The sequence below is a fragment of the Mesorhizobium sp. M0106 genome (genome assembly GCF_040322715.1).
Classification (GTDB): domain Bacteria; phylum Pseudomonadota; class Alphaproteobacteria; order Rhizobiales; family Rhizobiaceae; genus Mesorhizobium.
In genome coordinates this window covers 115,748-134,145 of sequence record NZ_JAMYUA010000016.1, presented here as the reverse complement: position 1 = coordinate 134,145, position 18,398 = coordinate 115,748, and the positions used below count along the sequence as shown (strand labels likewise).

Genomic DNA, 18,398 nt, shown 5'->3' with positions numbered 1-18,398 from the left:
TGGGGCGTTGTGGTTTTTTCTCGTTGTGTTGTTTCTTCGAGCTTTCAGGCTGTCGCCTCGTTCGGCCTGTGGTCAACTGGTGTCGCTCCCGCCCCCCCCCCCGCCACTTGACGTGCCCTTCTTTGCCGAACCGGCCAAAGCGTGTTCGGCGTCATGTCGATCCTTGCATGAAAGCCAGCGTTTCCGCGCGCGTCGGTGCGCCGAGCGGTCCGCCAAAGCGCAGGCACTTTAGCGCGGCCGCGGCGCTCGCCACTGCTATCGCCCGCTCTTCGTCCCAACCTTCGGCCAGGCCGAGAGCGAAGGTGCCGTGAAACACGTCGCCCGCCGCCAGGGTGTCGACGGCTTCGACCCGCGGCGACGGCAGATGACGGACATCATTGCTGCCCGAGTAGCGGAACACGGTGCCGTGTCGTTGCTTCGCTGCCGGCGGCACGCATCCTTTGCGGTCCAGAGGTTTCCGCCGGTTCCGCCGTCGCCATTCTCGGCGAACGGACCGGCGCCTTCGTGGCGGTCACCGATGGCGCGGATGCCGTCACGCAAGCCGATCCTGACCGTCTTCCGCCCGCGGATTTTTCCCGCTTCGACGCCGTGCTGGTTGATGTCCGCTGGCCCGGAGCCGCGGCCCCGGCGCTGGCGAAGGCTCGCGAGTGCGGCATCCCGGCGATCCTTGACGCCGATGTCGCGTCGCGACCGGTGCTCGACCGGCTACTGCCGCTCGCCTCGCATCGTAGAAGGGCACAATCATACGCTCGCCGGCGGCATCGACCAGGATCGTGGCAATGGCCGAGCGGCCACCTTCAACCCTGCGCACCAACGAACAGTCGACCCGCTCCGCCTCCATCTGGCCGATGACATCGCGGCCGACAGCATCGTCGCCGACGCTTGCCCATAGCCAGACCTGCCCGCCCTGGCGGCTGGCTGACGCGGCGGCGCTTGCCGCCATACCGGCCGCGATCTGCACGGCCTCGCTTGGCAGGAACTTGCCGGCGCCGGAGGGCAGGACATCGAGGCGCAAGATCGTGTCGTAGGTGAGCGCGCCGACGCAGAGCAGGCGGGGCGCCGTCATTGCAGCCGGTAGCCGCGCTGATGGGCAATCGCCGTCATTACGCCTCTCAGTTCGGCGAGGCCGCGAAGACGGCCGACCACGGGGTAGCCCGGATGGGTGTGCCGCGCAGCGTCATCGATCAGCTCGTGGCCATGATCCGGGCGAAACGGCAGCAACGCCGCCGGTTCGCCGGCGTCGCGGCGGCGTTGCTGCTCGTCGAGCAGGATCGAGACCACCGAGACCATGTCGACATCGCCGCTCAGATGCTCGGATTCCATGAACGAGCCGTCCGGGTCCTTGCTGACGTTGCGCAGATGCACGAAATTGATCTTGTGCGCAAAGCGCCTGGCGATGGCGGGCACGTCATTGGCCGGGTTGGCGCCCAGCGACCCCGTGCACAAGGTGAGGCCGCTATGGGCCGATGGCACTGCGTCCAGGATAAAGGCGATGTCGTCCGCGTTCTTGACGATCCGGCACAGGCCGACGAGATCGCGCGGCGGATCGTCCGGGTGGATCGCCAACGTGACGCCCGCCTCTTCGGCCGCCGGCAGCACGTTTTCGAGAAAACGGACGAGGTTCTCGCGCAGCCGGTCGTGCGACAGGCCCGACTGCTCGGCCACCACTTCGCGCAATTCTGCTATGTCGTAGCGCTTGAAGGCGCCCGGCAGGCCGGCCATGATGTTGGCGAGCAGACGCTCTTTTGACGTATCCGGCGTCGTCTCGAACCATTCGCTCGCCCGCTGGAGAACATCGGACGCATAGTCGCGCTCCGATCCCTTGCGCTGCAGCATGTAGCAATCGAACGCGGCAAGCTCGTGCATGTTCATGCGGAGCGCCCGTCCGCCGCCCGGCAGCGGCGCAGCCAGGTCGGTCCGGGTCCAGTCGAGGATCAGCATGAAGTTGTAGCAGACCGTGCGCACACCGCAGGCGCCGAGATTGAGTAAGGTCTGCCTGAAATTGTCGTAGAGCCGGTCGAGATCGCCGCGGCCGAGCTTGATGTCCTCGTGCACGGGCACACTCTCGACGACGCTCCATTTCAGGCCCATCGCCGGGTCCGCCTCGATAAGCGCCTGGCGCTGCCTGATGGCGTCGATCGACCAGACTTCGCCGTAAGGGATGTCGTGCAGTGCCGTCACGATGCCGGTCGCGCCGGCCTGCCTGGCATGGGCAAGCGTTGCTGCGTCGCTCGGGCCAAACCATCGCCACGTCTGCTCCATTCGACCTCCAGCCACGGAAATTTCGATGAGACCCCGGTGTATTGGATGCTACCATGGCAGTCAATTGCCGCAGTCCAGTGCCTGTGTCCGCGTTCGGGCGGCCACCTATGAGAGATTACAACGATACGTGGCGTTCAGATTGAACGGCTATACAAGGTCCGAGTTTCGGCTGGCCCAAATCGCGCCGCGTTCGAACATCATGCGCATTTGCGGCACCGCGAACTCGTCGGCGGTGTGCCCGAGCGCGCTGTAGAAGACGCGGCCCTTGCCGTAGCGGCGCTTCCAGACAACCGGCATGACGACGCCGGCGATGAAATCGAGATGCTCGCCGGTGAAAGTAGTCGTCGCCAGCACCTCGTTGGTCGGATCGACATGCATGTAATACTGCTCTGAACGGTAGGCGAAGCCGTCGATGCCCTGCATGACCGGATCGTCTGGCCTGGTGATGTCGACGTGATAGTCGATGATGTTGCCGGGATGGGCGACCCACTGGCCGCCGGTCATGAACTGGTATTCCGGCTCGTTGCGGAAGCTGTCGCACATGGTGCCGTGAAAGCCCGCAAGGCCGGTGCCGGCCCTGACGGCGCTGGTCAGGTTTTGCAGCTCCGGCTTTTCGATCTTCGACATGGTGATCACCGGGACAATGAGATCGAGCATGCCCAGCTGCGGATCGGCAAGCGCCGAAGTCCCCTGCTCCAGCTGCACGTCGAAGCCGTTGCCGGCCAGCATCTCCTTGACGATTTCGGCGCTCCGGGCCGGGGTGTGACCTTCCCAGCCGCCCCAGAAAATCAGTGCCGTCTTGCTCATCGCATTATTCCCTATTCCAGAATTCCGAAAGGCAGGTCGGCCTGCATCGGCGCCGGCCGGGCGCAGCCATATCTCAGGTCGATACGCTGGCCTATCTCTGCTGAAGAGATGATCGATTCCATGATTTCCAGGACATGGAGGGAAAGATCGAGACTGGCGCGGTGTTGCCTGCCCGAGACGATCGCCTGCGCCATGTCGGCAAGGCCGAGGCCCCGGTAATTGCCGTCGCCGTAGGAATGGATCTGATCGGCCACCATCCAGTCGCCCTTGCACTGGCTGGTCCTGATGTCGCCCTGGAACTGGTTGGGATCGGAGACGATCATCGAGCCCGTGGTTCCGTAAAGTTCGATGTGATTGTGTTCATGCTTCCAGACGTCGAAGCTGGTGGTGATCGAGACCGCGGCGCCATTCTCGAATGCGAGCAGGCCGGAAATATGGGTCGGCACCTCGACCCGGATGGTCTCGCCCTGGCGCGGTCCAGAACCGATGGTGCGGGTGGCGTAGGATGACTTCGCCTGCCCGGTCACGGATTTTACCGGACCCAGGAGATTGACCAGGCAGGTCAGATAGTACGGTCCCATGTCGAGCATCGGCCCACCGCCGGGCTGATAGTAGAAATCCGGATTGGGATGCCAGAGTTCGTGGCCGGGCACCTGCATGAAGGCAGAGCCGGCGACAATGGTCCCGACCGAATCCTTATCGACCAGCCGCCGCGCCGTTTGGTGGGAGCCGCCAAGAAAGGTGTCGGGTGCGCAGCCGACGCGCACGCCCTTTTCGCGCGCGGCCGCGACCAGCCGCTCGGCGTCGCTGAGCGTCGTTGCCAGCGGCTTCTCGGAATAGACGTGCTTGCCTTGCCCGACAGCCTGCAGGCCGACCGGCACATGATGCTGCGGCGTCGTCAGGTTGAGCACGATCTCGACGCGCGGATCGGCCACCAGCGCGTCGACCGGCATGGCAGCCAGGCCGTAGGCCGCTGCCTTGGCCTCGGCCGCCGTCCGGTTGATATCGGCGACGCCGACAATGTCGAGCACCGGGAATTGTGGCGACGCCTTCAGATAGGCATCCGAAATGTTGCCGCAGCCGATAATGCCGACACCGATCCTCCGCATGGGCTTCTCCTCAAAAGGCGGCATTGATGAAACAGCAGAACTCGTTTGTCACCCCTTTCGGCCAGACGACGTTATCCTGTGACAAGGATATACTTCGAGAGCCTCAGAACCGCCGCCCGATCACAATCGCGCGCCTATGCGCGAGCGGCTTGCTTTCGAGGTCGAACGGCCGGTACTCAGCAACATTGCTTCATGTAGCTTGCTCGACATTTTTGATGCCGGCTTTAGAAGGACGCACATGATCCGCCCACAAGGAACCATCGCACCGATTCTGACGCCGTTCGAAAACGACGGCCGCATTGCCCGCGACCTCTGGATATCACACGCCAAGTGGGTGCTGGATCAGGGAGCGCATTTCCTGTCGCCGTTCGGCACCACGGGCGAGGCGTTGTCCGTCTCGTTGCGCGAGCGCATGCAAGCGCTGGAGTGGCTGGTCGAGGCCGGCATTTCGCCAAGCCATCTGATGCCAGGCACCGGTGTCACAGCACTTGCCGAGACGGTCGAGCTGACGGCGCATGCCGTCGGGCTCGGCTGTGCCGGGGTGATGGTGCTGCCGTCGTTCTTCTATACGGCCGCCGGCGACAACGGACAGGCCCGCTACTATGGCGAGCTGATCGAACGGGTGGCGAACCCGGCGATGAGGATGATCCTCTACCACATCCCGCAGAATTCCGGCGTACCGGTGAGCCCGGCGCTGACCGCCCGCTTGAGCCAAGCGTTTCCGGATGTCGTGGTGGCTTACAAGGACAGCGCCGGTGATTGGAACAACACCGCGGCGGTCATTGCGGCAGCCCCAAGGGTCGCGGTGTTCCCGAGCTCGGAAGCACAGCTGACGAAAGGCCTCGCCAACGGTGCTGCGGGGTGCATCTCGGCGACGGTCAATCTAAATGCCGCAGCGATCCGGGCCCTCTACGATGCAGCGCTGGCGGGAGAGGACATTACTGACGCGAATGCCGCCATCAATGCGTTCCGCAAAATCATCCAGGACGCCGGCCTCATCTCCGCGATGAAGGCAGTGCTGGCGGTACGGTCCGGCGACAGACGCTGGCTGAACCTGCGCGCGCCGCATGAGAACGCGACGCAAGCCACCGGCGAAGCTTTGCTCGCCGCTCTCGGCCCGCTAGCCGACCATATCGGCCGGAGCTGACTATCGGGCCGTGTTCAGGGCGGCAGCAGCGCGTATCAGCGCCTTGAACGCATTCTCATCTATGTCTTCGCCCTCACGGATATCGATGGCGCGCCTGGTGTTGCCTTCGAGGCTGGAGTTGAACAGGCCTGAAGGATCCTGCAGGGCGGCGCCCTTTGCGAAGGTCACCTTCACGACGTTCTTGTAGGTCTCGCCGGTGCAGATTATTCCGGCGTGCGACCACACCGGAACGCCTCGCCACTTCCACTCCTCGACCACTTCCGGGTCAGCCTGCTTGACGAGAGCGCGGACATGGGAAAGCGTCTTGCCTCGCCAATCGCCCAGCTCACTGATCCTCGCATCTATCAGCTGAGAGGGAGAGCTCTCTGCATTTCGTTCCATAGAGCCACTCTTCATCATCATTGTCGCTTTCCCTAGGGTTGTTGCCGCTCGCCCGTCACATGAATACCGCTAGTCGGCACCGGGTTTGCGGGAATGACTCGCATTCCACTCACATTCGCTCGCCAGGCAACTGGCTGGCTTGCCTTACCCAGTCGGTGAGTTGAGCTTCGTCGAGCTGGTCGTCCTCGCGGATGTCGAGGTAGCGCACGTCCTTGTGCTTGGACTCGCCTGGAGGGACAGGATGCAGCGACGTGCCGCGGAAGAAAGCCAGCTTGATGTACTTTGTGAAGCAATGGAAGTTGAGGAACCAGCCTTGACCCTCTACGCCATAGAAGGGCGAGTTCCATTTGACGGCCTTGCGCAGGTTGGGAACGTTGCGCTCGATGAGTGCGTCGAGGCGGCGGCCGACGTCGCGTTTCCAGCCCGGCATGGCCGCGATGTAGGCCTGCACAGGAGCGTCACCATCACCCTTCGGGATCTGCGGGTTGCCGCCTGCGAGGAGGACCGGCTTGGCGGCTGCAGGCTTGGCGGCGGGCTTCTTCGCGACCGCCGCTGACTTGATGGACGTCTTGTTGGCCATGCGTTCACTCCAATGCGCCGGTGCCCCCTGCGTTGCGCCACTTGGGAGCGTAAGGCAGCACGAACATGTACAGACCGGTAAGCAGGAGCAAGCCGAGTGGAAACAGCGGCAAGAGGTATACCCAGTAGGCGGGTTCCTTGCCTGCTCCCAGGCTGATGAAGATGGCGGCGACGACCGCCGCAAAGATAATCGACAGCCAGCGGTGGATCTGCCGAACCCATTTGTTCCAATCCATTGAGACCTCCTCTGAAGACGAACCGAAGCGGATCGGGCGGCCCGTTTGGCGACTCCCGCCGGGCAGCCACGCCACTGAACGCATGCTTTACCAGCGCGCCAGTTGGGTGATTTGAACGAGGTTGCCGCAGTTGTCGTTCAGCTGGGCGATGGTCGAGCCGGTTACTTCGGTCGGCGGCATCGTGAACTCGGCGCCGCGCGCTTTTATGCGCTCGTAGTCGCCCTTGACGTTATCGGTGAAGAACATGACCGCGGGCTGGCCCTGCTGGAAAATGGCTTGCTGGTAGGCCTTGGCCGCCGGGTTGTCATTGAGCGCGAGTTGCAGCTCGGCACCGTCCGGCTCGTCGGGTGATGCGACGGTCAGCCAGCGAAACGGCCCATTGCTGAAATCGGCCTTCTTGGTAAAGCCGAGCGTTTCGGTGTAAAAGCCCAGTGCCTTTTCCTGGTCGTCCACGTATACTTTGGCCAACTTGATCTTCATTGGCTTGCCTCCATTATCGCCTCGTGATGTCGCTCTGTAACAGAGCCCTTGCTTGGACAGCCCAGCGGATCTCAGTCCGTCCGCGCCAGAACCTGCTCCAGATCGTCAAAGAACCTCGGCCAGCCGACTTTGGCACCCCGGAAGTAAGGCTGCTGATCCGGCCGGAAGCCCGACTGTTCCATGCGCAAGCGGGCTCCGGTGCTCGTGGGGGTGAGGGTCCAGGAGACGACACTCTTGAGATCCTTGGTATCCCACGTGTAAGTCAGTGTTCTGTTCGGCTCGACCGTCTGCACCTGACATTCGACAGCGCCCCAGTCTGCGTGAAGATTGAAACGGTGGTCCGCGACAGGTTTGAAGTCATTTTTCATGAGCCACTCCTCGATCAAGTGTGGTTGCGTGAGCGCGCGCCAGATCTTCTCGGGCGGATAAGCGATTTCCCGTTCGACAACGACGGAGAGCGTTTCGGTCGCCATTTCGTTCACTGGTCCATCCTTTTGAGCAGGTCTTCGAGGTCGTCGAACCGGCTCTGCCAGAACCCGGTCATCTGGCTTGTCCAGTCAATCAGGGGGGCAAGCGCAGCAAGCTGCGCGCTATAATGGGTCTGTCGCCCTGCATGGCGGTCGCGCACGAGCCCGGCCTGCCTCAAAACGCCGAGATGTTTTGACACGGCCGGTTGCGAGATCCCGGCCTGAGCCGTTAGAGCCCCGACCGTCTGCTCTCCTTCGCGACACAGCCGCTCAAAAATAGCGCGCCGAGTCGGATCGGCAAGCGTTCTGAAGAGTACATCGTGAGCGTTTGGCATTGGGATCGATAACCCTTCGGCTATTGATCGATGTATAACCACCGGGATATGTGTGAGTCAAGCGGGAAGCGGCATAATTCTCGTTGCAGGAGCGATCACCTGCTTCGCTCACACAGCGGTCTTCAAGAAGTGGAACGAGAAAATGGTCGCGCGCCGCGACAGTCGCTGACCTGGGGCAGCCTGGTGTGCCAAAGTACTCTGCGCTGGAATCGTCAAGTATGATGCGCTATATGACTATCTACATGGTCAGGAGCGTGACATGGACGCGGTCAATCTGGCGGACGCCAAGGCACATCTGAGTGAGCTCGTCGACCGGGTTGAAGCTGGAGACTCGATCGACATAACCCGGCGTGGCAAGCCGGTCGCCAGGCTCACGGCCGTGGCCCGCCCTCGCAAACGGATCGACGCCGTCGTGCTCCAATCCCTGACCGCAACCATGCCTCTGCAGGCTCAGGCTGCCGCCGATCTGGTGCGATCGATGCGAGATGGCGATCGCTATTGACGTCCTATCTCGATACTTCGCTGATCATCGCGGCGCTATCCAACGAAGCCATGACCGCGCGCGTTCAGGGCTGGCTGGTGGAGCAGGACCCAGCGCAACTTGTGATCAGCGGCTGGACCATCACCGAGATGTCCTCCGCCATGGCGATCAAGCTTCGGACCGGACAGATCGACCTGGAGCAACGCGCGGCAGCGCTCGCGATGTTCAATTGGCTTGTCGCTGAGAGCTTCACCGTGCTGCCGGTGACGGGCGGGCATTTTCGGGTCGCCGCGAAATTCGCCGATCAGCATATGCTCGGGCTTCGTGCTGGCGACGCCCTGCACCTCGCGACGGCATCGGAGCATGGCGCCACGGTGTGGACCCTCGACCAGCGGCTCGCCGAGGCAGGACCGATTCTCGGCGTGCCGACGCAGTTGCTGGCATGATCGAGGCCCTCTCCTCCAAAATGAATAAACCGATTGGCTGCAATTCTTGACCTTGACGACTTGTGGATATACATTTCTTCCAGCGTATATCTAAGAGAGGAAGTGGCATGCAGGTCGCCAAATGGGGAAACAGTCTTGCGGTCCGCCTTCCCGCCGCTGTGGTCGAAGCGCTTGAACTCAGGGAAGGCGATGAGATCGAAATCCATGTCGCTGACGCCCGCCAGCTTGGCGTCGCGCGGAAGCCCGGGCGTGAGGAGTTGCTGAAGCGTCTCCGCGCCTTCCGCGGTCGGCTTCCCGCTGACTTCAAATTCGATCGGGACGAGGCAAATGCCCGTTAGTTTTTTCGATACCAATGTCCTTCTTCATATCGCGTCAGGCGACACGGCGAAGGCGGATCGGGCCGAGGCGGCCATCGCCGATGGCGGGGCGATCAGCGTGCAGGTTCTCAATGAACTCACCAATGTCGCGCGTCGGAAGATGCAAATGTCATGGGACGACACGCATGCGCTGCTGACCACGCTGCGCGGCCTGTTGACGGTTCATCCGCTCACGCTCGAGACCCACGAAACAGGATTGAGGCTCGCCGAGCGGTACGGCCTTTCCACCTATGACGCGATGATCGCCTCCGCGGCGGTTCACGCTGGCTGCGATACACTTTGGTCGGAGGACATGCAGCACGCAATGGCGCTCGACGAAGGCTTGCGCATCGTTAATCCCTTTCGCGTTGCGAGCTGATCACGCTCATTGAAGGGGGCTGGCCGGGAGCGAACTGGCGGCTTTCGATGTTGCCGAGCGGCGCGTCGGGCACGGAGAGCGATGCTGTCAACCACAAGCGTCTGCGCGGGCGAGGAGAAAGGCCGCTTCGCGCACGTTGCGGGTGAGCTTGGCCGCAGCCTCGAATTCGGCGCGGGCCTCGGCCAGCCGGCCGGCCCGAAACAGAAAATCGCCCCTCGCCGCCGGCAATGGCGCATAATTGCGCAAGGCGGCGGCGTCGGCAATCTCGTCTACCAACCGCAGGCCCGCTTCGGGCCCGAAGGCCATGCTGTGGGCGACCGCTCGATTGAGATCGACCACCGGCGAGGGCATCACTGCACGCAGCCGGTCGTAGAGCGCTGCGATCCGGGGCCAGTCGGTGTCGGCCGGACTGCGCGCCCGCGCGTGACAGGCTGCAAGCGCGGCCTGCAACACATAGGGGCCATCGCCCCCGAGGGCTTCGGCACGGGCCAGCGCGTCAAGGCCTCGGCGGATCAGCAGCTGGTCCCAGCGCGCGCGGTTTTGCTCGGTCAGGGTCAAGAGGGCGCCGTCCGGCCCGATGCGTGCCGGCAGGCGCGATGCCTGGATTTCCATCAGAGCCAGCAGGCCGAACACCTCGGCATCCTCGGCCATCAACCCCGCCAGCATGCGGCCGAGCCGTTGTGCCTCCAGGCACAGGCTCGGCCGGACAAGGTCGTCGCCTGCCGTGGCAGCATAGCCTTCATTGAAGATGAGATAGATGACCTCCAGCACCGAGGACAGACGCGCCGCACGCTCGGCGCCGCGCGGCACCTCGAAGATGAGCCCGGCCTTTCCGATCGTCCTCTTTGCGCGGACGATGCGCTGGGCGATCGTCACCTCGCTCGACAGGAAAGCACGGGCGATCTCGTCTGTCGTCAGGCCGCCGATGACACGCAGCGTGAGGGCCGCGCGGGCGTCGGCCGAAAGTATGGGGTGGCAGGCTGTGAAGATGAGGCCCAGCAGCTCGTCGCCAAGATCGTCGTTCATGGCCATTTCGTTTCCCTCGGCCGTACCATCGCACTCGCCGTCCAGCTCCCGCGCGATCTCCTCATGCTTGCGCTCGCGCATCTTGTCGTGACGGATCGCGTCGATGGCGCGGCGTTTGGCGACCGTCATCAGCCAAGCGCCGGGATTGGCCGGAACGCCGGTCCTGGACCATTCGGATAAGGCTATGACCAGGGCGTCCTGCACCAGTTCCTCTGCAAGATCGATATTGCGCACGAGGCGGGCCAGGCCCGCGATGAGCCGGGCTCGTTCAATGCGAAAAATCGCCTCGATCGCCTGCTGCGTCTCGCCTGCCGTCATGCTGCCTTATCGGCCAAAGCCATAACGAAGGCAAAGCAGGTTGCGGCCGACAGGTTCAGTTGCCGCTAAGCTTCTCACGCGCCCGGTCATGGATTTCCGCGACCTCCGGCGTCAGATTCCCATTGCCAATCAGCCATCTCGTACAGCGGCCGGATTTCAATCTCGCTCGGTCCCGGCATGGGATTGGGGCAGCGCTTCACCCAGGCGACCGCCTCGTCCATGTCCTTGACTTCCCAGAGCCAAAAGCCGGCGACCAGTTCGCGGGTCTCGGCGAAAGGCCCGTCGATGACCGTCCGGCGGGGACCATCGAACGCAACGCGCTTGCCCTGCGAGGAGGGCTTGAGGCCATCGGCGTCGAGCAAGATGCCGGCATTGCGCAGCTCGTCGTTAAACCTGCCCATCGCCTCCATCGCCTCCTTCGCCTCGGGCGTGGGGACAAAGCCCTTTTCGCTGTCCTCGGTAGCCTTCACGAGCACCATCACACGCATCGTCTGTCTCCTTGTTGAGCCGGACTCACCGGCCGGCATCGAAACGACGAACGGAGTTTAGGAAATCGACATTGTCCTGCAAATTTTTTTCGAGGTTGAGGAGAAAGCCGCCGATCGCGGCTCGTCTGGTCAGGAATCGCGATGGCGCGATATCGAGATTGGGCGCAACGCTGGTCGCCGATTGTAAGTAATTGAGTGGCTCGCCTAAACCATTTCGGGACGTTTTGAAGCCTCGCGGATCGCCTTGTGTACGCTGCGCTGCAAATCCATAAAGGCCGGGGTTTCCATGACCTCTTCCCGGCGCGGGCGCTCGATATCGACATTGAAGGTCTGCATGATGCGTCCCGGGCCGATCCCCATCACGACGATGCGGTCCGACAGGTAGACGGCTTCTTCCACATCATGGGTGACGAAGAGCACGGTGAGCCTGTGCTCCTCCCAGATCTGCGTCAGGAGTTCCTGCATCTGATGCCTGGTCAAGGCATCGAGCGCGCCAAAGGGCTCGTCCATCAGAAGCATTTTGGGTCGATAGGAAAGAGCACGCGCTATGGCCACCCGTTGCTTCATGCCGCCCGAAAGCTCAGACGGATAACGATTGGCGCTGTGAGGGAGCTTGACCAGATCGAGATGCTCGCGTGCTATCCTGCGGCAGGTCGCGCGATCATGACCCGCGGCCTTGAGGGCGAACTCGATATTCTGCTGCGCCGTCAGCCAGGGAAGCAGGGTGTAGGACTGGAAGACGACGCCGCGGTCGAGGCCCGGCTGCAGGATTGGCGCGCCATCGATGGCAAGATCTCCCGCGTCGAAATCCTGCAGTCCGGCAACGATCGACAGCAGCGTGCTCTTGCCGCAACCCGACGTGCCCACCAGCGAGACGAACTCGTTGTCGGCAAGATCGAGATTGATATCGCGCAGCACTTCCGTGCGCCGCGCGCCCGTGCCGAAGCTCTTGTGGAGACCCTCGATCCGCAGTTTGGGCAAACTCATCGGCCCGGCCTCATTGCACGTGGCCCTCCTGCCGGAACAGCACTTTTCCCAGTGCCTTCATGACCTGGTCGGTAATGAGGCCAAGCACGCCCAGCAGCAGGATGTAGCCGATGATGGTGTTTGTCTGGAAATAACGCTGGGACACGGTGATGCGGTAGCCGAGCCCTGATGTCGCCGCGACAAGTTCCGCCAACACCAGCCACGTCCATGCCCAGCCGAGACTGATGCGCAACGTGTCCCAGATGCCTGGCAAGGCGCTGGGAACCACGATGCGGGTCAAGATCCTGCGATCCGGCAGGCCGAGTGTCCTGCCAAGGCCAATGAAATCAGCGGGAACCCGCTTCACATTGTCCATGATCATCAGCACCTGCTGAAAGAAGGTGCCGATGAAGATGATCAGGAACTTCTGGGCATCGCCGGTCCCCGACCACAGGATGGAGAGGGGCACGAAAGCGACCACCGGCATGTAGCGGATGAAATCGACAAGCGGCTCGATCGCCGCTTCCCAAGTCCTGAAGCTGCCGATCAGCACGCCAATCGGAATCGCCAATGCCGAGGCGATGAGGAAGCCAATGGAAATACGGTATATCGAGGCTCTGACATCCAGCCACAGCGTGCCGTCACCCGAGAGCTTGCCGAGCTGGGTCACCACGCTCCCCGGCGAGGGCAGGAAAATCGGCTTTACCAGCCCCAGCCCCGTTGCCGCCCACCAGGCGAGACCGAGGCCGGCAAAAACCGCCACTGCTATTATCAGGAAGCGCGAGCGTGCGATGGGCGCGCCGAGCCCGGAGGGGAGGCGACGGCGCATCGGCTGTTTGATCACCGGCCCCGGCGCTGCGTGAGACGGGCTTGGCTTGGTCGCACGCTGCGCGGACATTTGCGTCACCACCGCGAGCCGGCCCTCGTCATTTCGCGGCCTTGACGAATGACGGGTCGATCATCTGCTCCGGCGTCACGTCCGCCTGAAGCAGCCCGGCGTTCTTGGCGGCTGCCTCGACATCGGCGAATGTCTTGGTGGAAAATTCGCCCGTCAGCGCATCCTTGTTTTCGGCGAGAGTATAGTAACGCACGCCATCAAAGGCGGTGTTGAGGTCTTCGACGCTCGAACCAACCGCCTTGGAGATGATCGCCCGGCCGTCGGGCGTGTCGGCATTGTAAGCCTTCAGGGCCGCATCCCAGGTCTTGATCATGGCAAGCACCTGGCCGGGACGCGACTTGATCACCTCATCGCGCACCACGAACACGTCACTGATCAGGCCGGGATCTTCGCCTGCGGTGAAGAGCAGCTTGACGTCCTTATTCTGTGCCCTGGCCGCGGTGAGATAAGGCTCATAGGTAACCGCGACCGGAACCTGGCCAGCGATCAACGCGCTGCCGGCATCCGCCGCCGGCATTGGAACCGGCTGGACATCGGCGATGGACATGCCATTCTTGGCGAGCGCGTATTTGAGCAGGATGTCGCTCGTCGTGCCTTCCTCGAAAGCCACCTGTTTGCCCTTGAGGTCGGCGACGGAGGCGACGTCGTTGCCGGCGATCATGGCGTCTGCCGTCATGCTGACGTCGAGCAGAAGCACGATCTTCACCGGCAGGCCGGCCGCAACCATTCCCATAGCCGTGTGGGTCGCGATGTTGGCGGCATCGAGCTGGCCGCTCGCCAGGGCGGCGTTGATGTCCTTGTCCTCGGCGAAGTTCACGATCTGCACGTCGGACAGCCCGTTTGCCTTGAACAGACCCTTGGCTTCGGCGACGTGCCACTGGCCGTAGCCAAGCCATGGCTCGATGCCGATCTTGAATGTTCCTGCCTCAGGCGTCGCCGGAATTGTCGTGTCGGCCGCGTAGACCGCCGGGGCAAACCCGACGGCAGCAGCCATAACGAGTGCGCGAAATTGTCCTGCTAGGTTACGCATCATCTTGTTCCCCTTGATGATCAGGCCGCTTTTTTTGAGCCAAACATCCGGCCTGGTGAGAATGCGGGCTTCTGCTCTTGCGGCATCGTGCCTCGGCATCTTAGCTGTCAGTTCAACCGAAGTGCGACGACACTTCAACGTCAGCAACAGCGGATGTCAAGGCTAAATACATACATGCATATACAAGTTAGACACCTCTTTCCGACTCTGAATCGCTCCACTGCGATCAGGTTTTTTTGGACGGAGAATACCGACTGCCAAGCGAGTAGCGGCTTCCAACGTAAGTCAGCTTGCTGATCGTGGCAACGACGGCGCCCGTCCATGTCCGGCGATGCAGAAGCAGGCAGCAGCTGCCGACATCGATGCCCAGATGCCGTGCCGTTTCGGTATCGGCAGGGGTCGCTGAGATGATATGCTCGACCTCCGTCACCGGGGTTTTCTGCATGAGGTAGTCGTAGGTCGCTGTCCTGGAAAAATCCTGCTTGTCATAGTCGGGTATCAGGCCCGGGTTGACGAAGCGCTCTTCCAGTTGCACAGGCAGGTCGTTCTCGAAGTTGACGACGATGGAATGATAGACCGACACGCGCTTTGCAAACTCGAACGAAAGCGCGAGCTCCTTTGTCGGCATGATCTTTTCGAGGACGATAACCTCGGAGCGATGCCTGTTTCCCCGCGCGACAATTTCCGCCGCGATGTTGTTGATCTCGATCAGTGCGGATTGCGGTCGAGGTGGCGCGATGAATGTGCCGACGCCCTGGAGCCGGATCAGAAAACCCGCAGAGGTCAACTCCCGCAAGGCACGATGGACCGTCATCCGAGACACGCCGAGTGTCGCCACGAATTCATTTTCGGACGGCAGCTTGCGGTCCTTGCTCCATCGCCCCGTTCCGATGTTCGTCAGGATGTAGTCCTTGACCTTCTCGTAAAGAGGGCTGGCGGTGTCGGGCAAAGTGATCATTTCAAAAATCCTTTCCGGCAAGGTTCGGAAATCACACGCGCCCGGCAGACCGCATCCGGATGATTGTTTTCAAGCCATCGCCCTGTCCCGCCAACAACCGCTCATAGGCTGCGGGAACATCATCCAGGCCAATCTCGCGGTCGATCAGTTCGACCATGGGCTCGGTCAATTCGCCGAGCATCCGGATGGCGTCGGGAAGCTCATCGGCAAAGGCGTGGCATCCCAGCAATGCTATTTCGCGTTCAACCAAGATGTTGGGATCGATGTCGAGGCGCCCATGGAATATGCCGACCATCGCAACGGTGCCGCCGGCATCGAGAACGCCGAGCAACTGGCCGAGTGCTGCGACGCTGCCGGTTGCTTCGACGGCAGCGAGCAAGGGGGCATCCGCGGTGGCGGCGGCAATGGCGTCCCGGTTCAAGTCGACGATGCTGGCGCCGGTGATCCTCGCCACCCGGGCGCAGCGGCCCTGATTGCGATCGGCGACGAGCACGGTACCTGCGAATGTCCGGGAAAGCAGCAGTGCGGCAAGCCCGCCGATAGTCCCGCAGCCGACGACAAGAACGGAGCCGGCCGTTTTCGGCAGACGCCGCACTGCGTGCAACGCTACAGCCAGCGGCTCGGCCATCGCCGCGACCCGTTCGTCAAGCACGGCATCGACGACGTGCAGCAGGCGTGCGGGCAGGACCGCCTGTTCGGCAAATCCGCCGTCGCATATCTCGCCGACAAAGCCCAGCGACGTGCAAAGATGCCGCTTGCCTGCATGGCATTGCGCGCACTCTCCACACCAGAAACGGGAATCGGCGACCACTCGTTCGCCAAGAGCGACAGTGTCCACACCGTCGCCGATGGCAATCACAATGCCTGTCAGCTCATGGCCGGCCGTCGAAGGCGATCGGCTTATCCATTGGCCCGTGCGGAAGTTGTGGAGATCGGAACCGCAAATGCCTGCGGCATCGACCCTCAGCTTCACCCAGCCTGGCTCGGGAGCGCCTGGCGCGGCGATATTCTCGACGCGCAAGTCGCCGGGTCCATGGAGTCGCGCCGCCCTCATCGTCATCGTTTCCGCTCAGCCGGCGAGATAGCGATCGCGGATCTCCGAAACCGCGTTCTCATGCGAGCTGAATCCTTCGTAGCGGGCGAGCCTGCGGGCATGCAGGGCGAGTTCCGGATAGGCCGCCGAGGTCACATAGCCGACCGACGATCGCTTGACGAAATCCGTCACGGAAAGCGGTCCAAAGGTTCGCGCCCACCGGCTGGTCGGCAGCACCGCATTGGGTCCCAGGACGAAGTTGGCGAGGGTCACCGGCGTATGCGGACCCATGAGGATCTCGGCAGCTTCCGTGATACGTCCGAGATGCGCAAATGGCTCCGTTGACAGAATCTCGAGGTGCTCCGGCGCATAGTCGTTGATGAACCGGTAGCTGTCCTCCAGCGACTCGGTCAGCACGATGCCGCCGCGCTTCCCAGTCAGCACCGCGCGTGAGAACTCCACACGCTGTTCGCTCATCCTGGACCAGTGTTCCGGTATCGCAATCAACGCGGCTTCGGCGACCTTGCGGCTGTGCGTCACCAGGTAGGCCGAGGAATCCGGCCCGTGCTCGGCCTCGATCAACAGGTCAAGAGCGGCCAGGCCGCCGTCGACGCTGTGATCGGCAAAAATGATCGCTTCGGAAGGACCGGCGGGGAGACCTGTGTTGATGATCGGGGACAACACGCTCTTTGCCGCCACCACCCAGGGGCTCCCCGGCCCGACGATCTTGACGGCAGGCTTCACGGTCTCGGTCCCATAGGCGACGGCGGCGACCGCATGGGCGCCGCCGCACTTGTACACGGTCTCCACGCCGGCGATGCGGGCAGCAACCAGCGTCGCGGCGTCGACGGAACCATCCGAAGTCGCAGGCGTCACAATCGCGATCTGGGGAACCCCGGCAATCACCGCCGGAACCGAGGTCATCATCGTCACCGAGGGAAAGGCGCCTTTGCCGCGCGGAACATAAAGCGCAACGGAAGCAATCGGTGTGTATCGGTCACCCGCATAGGCGCCCGGCCGAACTTCCTTGAGCCACATCGTCTCCGGGCGCTGCTCCTCATGGAAATGCCTTATGTTCTCGATGCCGAACCGGATACTCTCGACGACATCCTTGTCGACCTTGTCGAATGCCGCGTCGAACTCCGCTTCCGAAACTTTCAGTCCACCGTCAGCAACATCGGCTTTGTCGAGTTCGCGTGCAAACCGGAGCAGTGCCGCGTCACCTTCATCCTTGACGGCCTGGATGATTGGACGGACCTTTTCGATGAAGGAAGACAGATCTCCTTCGGCGCGTTTCAGTAAACTGGCCCGCTGATCGACACTGAGGGATGACAGGCGGTGGAAGCTGACGTCAGACATGGCGGCTCCTTTTCTTAGAACGCAATTACGATTAGCGCTTGTCGATCACTTCTGGGACACGTCTCCGGTCCCTGAAGCCTTCAAATCGATGCGAGAAAGCCTCCATCCACGGGAATGGACTGGCCGGTTATGTAGGCTGCCGCATCCGAAGCGAGGAACACCGCGATTCCGTGCAGGTCCGAGAGATCACCAAAACGGCGCTGCGGAATCTTGGCGAGCATCGATTGCTGCCATGCCTCGTTGCTGTAGAACACGTCTGTCATCGCTGTCCTGAAATAGCCAGGCGCAATGGCGTTGACCCGGATCCCGAGATCGGCCCACTCCGCTGCAAGCGCCCGCGTCATGCCGAGGAGGCCTGATTTCGACGAGCCGTACGGCACCGCCGTGGGAACCCCAACCTCGGAGGTCAGCGAGCAGAGATTGATAATGACGCCGGGCCGTCCGGCGTCTCTCATCTGCCGCGCGGCGGCTTGGGCGCAGAAGAAGGCGCCTTTGAGATTCGTATCGACAATCCGGTCCCACAAGGCCTCGTCGACATCGAGTGAAGGCCGGACCTCTTCCACCCCCGCATTGTTGACGAGAATATCGAGACCTCCGAGCAGGCTGCCGGCCTCGGCAGTCGCCGCCCGGCAGCGGTCGACATCGGTGACATCCAGGGCGATGGCATGCGCGACCCCGCCGGCGGTGCGGATGGCGGCCATCGTCTTCTCGAGCGAGGCCACGCTGCGCGCCGTGACCGCGACGTCGGCGCCGGCCGCGCTGAGCGCCTCGGCGATGCTGCGCCCGATGCCACGGCTTGCGCCGGTTACAAGCGCCTTCCTGCCTGACAGATCGAAGAGAGATGCGTTGCGCATGTC

At 62.5% G+C, this 18,398-nt stretch carries 25 protein-coding genes; 5 read left to right on the top strand and 20 right to left on the bottom strand.

The annotated features are described in order from the left end of the window. Positions 1-151: 151 nt before the first annotated feature. From NKJ55_RS17755 to NKJ55_RS17730, 5 genes are all read right to left on the bottom strand, one after another. A complete protein-coding gene (locus NKJ55_RS17755) occupies positions 152-400 on the bottom strand; it encodes a PfkB family carbohydrate kinase (RefSeq protein ID WP_352451019.1) in 249 nt (82 codons plus the stop codon). A gap of 132 nt (positions 401-532) precedes the next feature. After that, positions 533-1,066 (bottom strand): carbohydrate kinase family protein, encoded by a 534-nt coding sequence (locus NKJ55_RS17745; RefSeq protein ID WP_502904489.1) that lies wholly within the window; start codon positions 1,064-1,066, stop codon positions 533-535. Then, positions 1,063-2,262: a mannonate dehydratase gene (gene uxuA / locus NKJ55_RS17740; RefSeq protein ID WP_352451018.1), complete on the bottom strand. Its 1,200-nt coding sequence runs from the start codon at positions 2,260-2,262 to the stop codon at positions 1,063-1,065. Before uxuA ends, NKJ55_RS17745 begins: the two co-directional genes overlap by 4 nt. A gap of 147 nt (positions 2,263-2,409) precedes the next feature. Further along, positions 2,410-3,069, bottom strand: coding sequence for a ThuA domain-containing protein (locus tag NKJ55_RS17735; protein WP_352451017.1), 660 nt, complete (start codon positions 3,067-3,069; stop codon positions 2,410-2,412). An 11-nt stretch (positions 3,070-3,080) separates the two neighbouring features. Further along, entirely contained in the window at positions 3,081-4,178 is a 1,098-nt protein-coding gene (locus tag NKJ55_RS17730) for a Gfo/Idh/MocA family protein (protein ID WP_352451016.1), read from the bottom strand. Positions 4,179-4,416: 238 nt separating this feature from the next. Here NKJ55_RS17730 and NKJ55_RS17725 point away from each other — a divergent pair, with 238 nt between their 5' ends. Beyond that, a complete protein-coding gene (locus tag NKJ55_RS17725; RefSeq protein WP_352451015.1) occupies positions 4,417-5,325 on the top strand; it encodes a dihydrodipicolinate synthase family protein in 909 nt (302 codons plus the stop codon). On the opposite strand, the gene NKJ55_RS17720 is transcribed toward NKJ55_RS17725, so the two are convergent. From NKJ55_RS17720 to NKJ55_RS17695, 6 genes are all read right to left on the bottom strand, one after another. Then, positions 5,326-5,724: a DUF1801 domain-containing protein gene (locus NKJ55_RS17720; RefSeq protein ID WP_502904490.1), complete on the bottom strand. Its 399-nt coding sequence runs from the start codon at positions 5,722-5,724 to the stop codon at positions 5,326-5,328. Between the two features lie 91 nt (positions 5,725-5,815). Continuing rightward, entirely contained in the window at positions 5,816-6,286 is a 471-nt protein-coding gene (locus NKJ55_RS17715) for a DUF1801 domain-containing protein (RefSeq protein ID WP_352451013.1), read from the bottom strand. A 4-nt stretch (positions 6,287-6,290) separates the two neighbouring features. Further along, the gene (locus NKJ55_RS17710; protein ID WP_023716563.1) at positions 6,291-6,521 is read right to left on the bottom strand and encodes a hypothetical protein; all 231 of its coding nucleotides are present in this window, start codon (positions 6,519-6,521) and stop codon (positions 6,291-6,293) included. 87 nt (positions 6,522-6,608) lie between these two features. After that, positions 6,609-7,001: a VOC family protein gene (locus NKJ55_RS17705; RefSeq protein WP_352451012.1), complete on the bottom strand. Its 393-nt coding sequence runs from the start codon at positions 6,999-7,001 to the stop codon at positions 6,609-6,611. Between the two features lie 71 nt (positions 7,002-7,072). Next, positions 7,073-7,483: an SRPBCC family protein gene (locus NKJ55_RS17700; RefSeq protein ID WP_352451011.1), complete on the bottom strand. Its 411-nt coding sequence runs from the start codon at positions 7,481-7,483 to the stop codon at positions 7,073-7,075. Beyond that, entirely contained in the window at positions 7,480-7,803 is a 324-nt protein-coding gene (locus NKJ55_RS17695) for an ArsR/SmtB family transcription factor (protein WP_023716560.1), read from the bottom strand. The genes NKJ55_RS17700 and NKJ55_RS17695 overlap by 4 nt, the downstream gene beginning before the upstream one ends. 259 nt (positions 7,804-8,062) lie before the next feature. Between NKJ55_RS17695 and NKJ55_RS17690 the strand changes: the two genes are divergently transcribed. From NKJ55_RS17690 to NKJ55_RS17675, 4 genes are all read left to right on the top strand, one after another. Beyond that, positions 8,063-8,305 carry a type II toxin-antitoxin system Phd/YefM family antitoxin gene (locus NKJ55_RS17690; RefSeq protein ID WP_352451010.1) on the top strand — a complete coding sequence of 81 codons (243 nt, stop codon included), beginning with the start codon at positions 8,063-8,065 and terminating at the stop codon, positions 8,303-8,305. Beyond that, positions 8,302-8,730 (top strand): type II toxin-antitoxin system VapC family toxin, encoded by a 429-nt coding sequence (locus NKJ55_RS17685; protein WP_352451009.1) that lies wholly within the window; start codon positions 8,302-8,304, stop codon positions 8,728-8,730. Before NKJ55_RS17690 ends, NKJ55_RS17685 begins: the two co-directional genes overlap by 4 nt. Positions 8,731-8,837: 107 nt before the next feature. Beyond that, positions 8,838-9,068, top strand: coding sequence for an AbrB/MazE/SpoVT family DNA-binding domain-containing protein (locus tag NKJ55_RS17680; RefSeq protein WP_023676182.1), 231 nt, complete (start codon positions 8,838-8,840; stop codon positions 9,066-9,068). After that, entirely contained in the window at positions 9,058-9,465 is a 408-nt protein-coding gene (locus NKJ55_RS17675; protein WP_352451008.1) for a PIN domain-containing protein, read from the top strand. The genes NKJ55_RS17680 and NKJ55_RS17675 overlap by 11 nt, the downstream gene beginning before the upstream one ends. A gap of 87 nt (positions 9,466-9,552) precedes the next feature. Here NKJ55_RS17675 and NKJ55_RS17670 read toward each other — a convergent pair whose 3' ends face one another. From NKJ55_RS17670 to NKJ55_RS17630, 9 genes are all read right to left on the bottom strand, one after another. Beyond that, the gene (locus NKJ55_RS17670) at positions 9,553-10,809 is read right to left on the bottom strand and encodes an RNA polymerase sigma factor (RefSeq protein ID WP_352451007.1); all 1,257 of its coding nucleotides are present in this window, start codon (positions 10,807-10,809) and stop codon (positions 9,553-9,555) included. Between the two features lie 86 nt (positions 10,810-10,895). Then, positions 10,896-11,297 (bottom strand): YciI family protein, encoded by a 402-nt coding sequence (locus NKJ55_RS17665; RefSeq protein WP_352451006.1) that lies wholly within the window; start codon positions 11,295-11,297, stop codon positions 10,896-10,898. A 204-nt stretch (positions 11,298-11,501) separates the two neighbouring features. Then, positions 11,502-12,284: an ABC transporter ATP-binding protein gene (locus NKJ55_RS17660; protein WP_352451005.1), complete on the bottom strand. Its 783-nt coding sequence runs from the start codon at positions 12,282-12,284 to the stop codon at positions 11,502-11,504. 10 nt (positions 12,285-12,294) lie between these two features. After that, positions 12,295-13,092 (bottom strand): ABC transporter permease, encoded by a 798-nt coding sequence (locus NKJ55_RS17655; RefSeq protein ID WP_352451026.1) that lies wholly within the window; start codon positions 13,090-13,092, stop codon positions 12,295-12,297. A gap of 97 nt (positions 13,093-13,189) precedes the next feature. Continuing rightward, on the bottom strand, positions 13,190-14,191 hold the full coding sequence (locus tag NKJ55_RS17650) for an ABC transporter substrate-binding protein (RefSeq protein ID WP_352451025.1): 1,002 nt from the start codon (positions 14,189-14,191) through the stop codon (positions 13,190-13,192). A 226-nt stretch (positions 14,192-14,417) separates the two neighbouring features. Then, a complete protein-coding gene (gene hutC, locus NKJ55_RS17645; protein ID WP_352451004.1) occupies positions 14,418-15,149 on the bottom strand; it encodes a histidine utilization transcriptional repressor HutC in 732 nt (243 codons plus the stop codon). Between the two features lie 31 nt (positions 15,150-15,180). Then, on the bottom strand, positions 15,181-16,203 hold the full coding sequence (locus NKJ55_RS17640; protein ID WP_352451003.1) for a zinc-dependent alcohol dehydrogenase: 1,023 nt from the start codon (positions 16,201-16,203) through the stop codon (positions 15,181-15,183). A gap of 15 nt (positions 16,204-16,218) precedes the next feature. Further along, positions 16,219-17,541 carry a histidinol dehydrogenase gene (gene hisD / locus NKJ55_RS17635; protein WP_352451002.1) on the bottom strand — a complete coding sequence of 441 codons (1,323 nt, stop codon included), beginning with the start codon at positions 17,539-17,541 and terminating at the stop codon, positions 16,219-16,221. A gap of 80 nt (positions 17,542-17,621) precedes the next feature. Continuing rightward, positions 17,622-18,395, bottom strand: a complete 774-nt coding sequence (locus NKJ55_RS17630; protein ID WP_352451001.1) for an SDR family NAD(P)-dependent oxidoreductase — start codon at positions 18,393-18,395, stop codon at positions 17,622-17,624. Positions 18,396-18,398: the final 3 nt, after the last annotated feature.

What these genes read in the sequence shown, in the direction of transcription:
- NKJ55_RS17745 (WP_502904489.1), bottom strand. Translation starts at nt 1,066, where the DNA reads ATGACGGCGCCCCGCCTGCTCTGCGTCGGCGCGCTCACCTACGACACG.
- uxuA (WP_352451018.1), bottom strand. Translation starts at nt 2,262, where the DNA reads ATGGAGCAGACGTGGCGATGGTTTGGCCCGAGCGACGCAGCAACGCTT.
- NKJ55_RS17735 (WP_352451017.1), bottom strand. Translation starts at nt 3,069, where the DNA reads ATGAGCAAGACGGCACTGATTTTCTGGGGCGGCTGGGAAGGTCACACC.
- NKJ55_RS17730 (WP_352451016.1), bottom strand. Translation starts at nt 4,178, where the DNA reads ATGCGGAGGATCGGTGTCGGCATTATCGGCTGCGGCAACATTTCGGAT.
- NKJ55_RS17725 (WP_352451015.1), top strand. Translation starts at nt 4,417, where the DNA reads ATGATCCGCCCACAAGGAACCATCGCACCGATTCTGACGCCGTTCGAA.
- NKJ55_RS17720 (WP_502904490.1), bottom strand. Translation starts at nt 5,724, where the DNA reads ATGATGAAGAGTGGCTCTATGGAACGAAATGCAGAGAGCTCTCCCTCT.
- NKJ55_RS17715 (WP_352451013.1), bottom strand. Translation starts at nt 6,286, where the DNA reads ATGGCCAACAAGACGTCCATCAAGTCAGCGGCGGTCGCGAAGAAGCCC.
- NKJ55_RS17710 (WP_023716563.1), bottom strand. Translation starts at nt 6,521, where the DNA reads ATGGATTGGAACAAATGGGTTCGGCAGATCCACCGCTGGCTGTCGATT.
- NKJ55_RS17705 (WP_352451012.1), bottom strand. Translation starts at nt 7,001, where the DNA reads ATGAAGATCAAGTTGGCCAAAGTATACGTGGACGACCAGGAAAAGGCA.
- NKJ55_RS17695 (WP_023716560.1), bottom strand. Translation starts at nt 7,803, where the DNA reads ATGCCAAACGCTCACGATGTACTCTTCAGAACGCTTGCCGATCCGACT.
- NKJ55_RS17690 (WP_352451010.1), top strand. Translation starts at nt 8,063, where the DNA reads ATGGACGCGGTCAATCTGGCGGACGCCAAGGCACATCTGAGTGAGCTC.
- NKJ55_RS17680 (WP_023676182.1), top strand. Translation starts at nt 8,838, where the DNA reads ATGCAGGTCGCCAAATGGGGAAACAGTCTTGCGGTCCGCCTTCCCGCC.
- NKJ55_RS17675 (WP_352451008.1), top strand. Translation starts at nt 9,058, where the DNA reads ATGCCCGTTAGTTTTTTCGATACCAATGTCCTTCTTCATATCGCGTCA.
- NKJ55_RS17670 (WP_352451007.1), bottom strand. Translation starts at nt 10,809, where the DNA reads ATGACGGCAGGCGAGACGCAGCAGGCGATCGAGGCGATTTTTCGCATT.
- NKJ55_RS17665 (WP_352451006.1), bottom strand. Translation starts at nt 11,297, where the DNA reads ATGCGTGTGATGGTGCTCGTGAAGGCTACCGAGGACAGCGAAAAGGGC.
- NKJ55_RS17660 (WP_352451005.1), bottom strand. Translation starts at nt 12,284, where the DNA reads ATGAGTTTGCCCAAACTGCGGATCGAGGGTCTCCACAAGAGCTTCGGC.
- NKJ55_RS17655 (WP_352451026.1), bottom strand. Translation starts at nt 13,092, where the DNA reads ATGCGCCGTCGCCTCCCCTCCGGGCTCGGCGCGCCCATCGCACGCTCG.
- NKJ55_RS17650 (WP_352451025.1), bottom strand. Translation starts at nt 14,191, where the DNA reads ATGCGTAACCTAGCAGGACAATTTCGCGCACTCGTTATGGCTGCTGCC.
- hutC (WP_352451004.1), bottom strand. Translation starts at nt 15,149, where the DNA reads ATGATCACTTTGCCCGACACCGCCAGCCCTCTTTACGAGAAGGTCAAG.
- NKJ55_RS17640 (WP_352451003.1), bottom strand. Translation starts at nt 16,203, where the DNA reads ATGAGGGCGGCGCGACTCCATGGACCCGGCGACTTGCGCGTCGAGAAT.
- hisD (WP_352451002.1), bottom strand. Translation starts at nt 17,541, where the DNA reads ATGTCTGACGTCAGCTTCCACCGCCTGTCATCCCTCAGTGTCGATCAG.
- NKJ55_RS17630 (WP_352451001.1), bottom strand. Translation starts at nt 18,395, where the DNA reads ATGCGCAACGCATCTCTCTTCGATCTGTCAGGCAGGAAGGCGCTTGTA.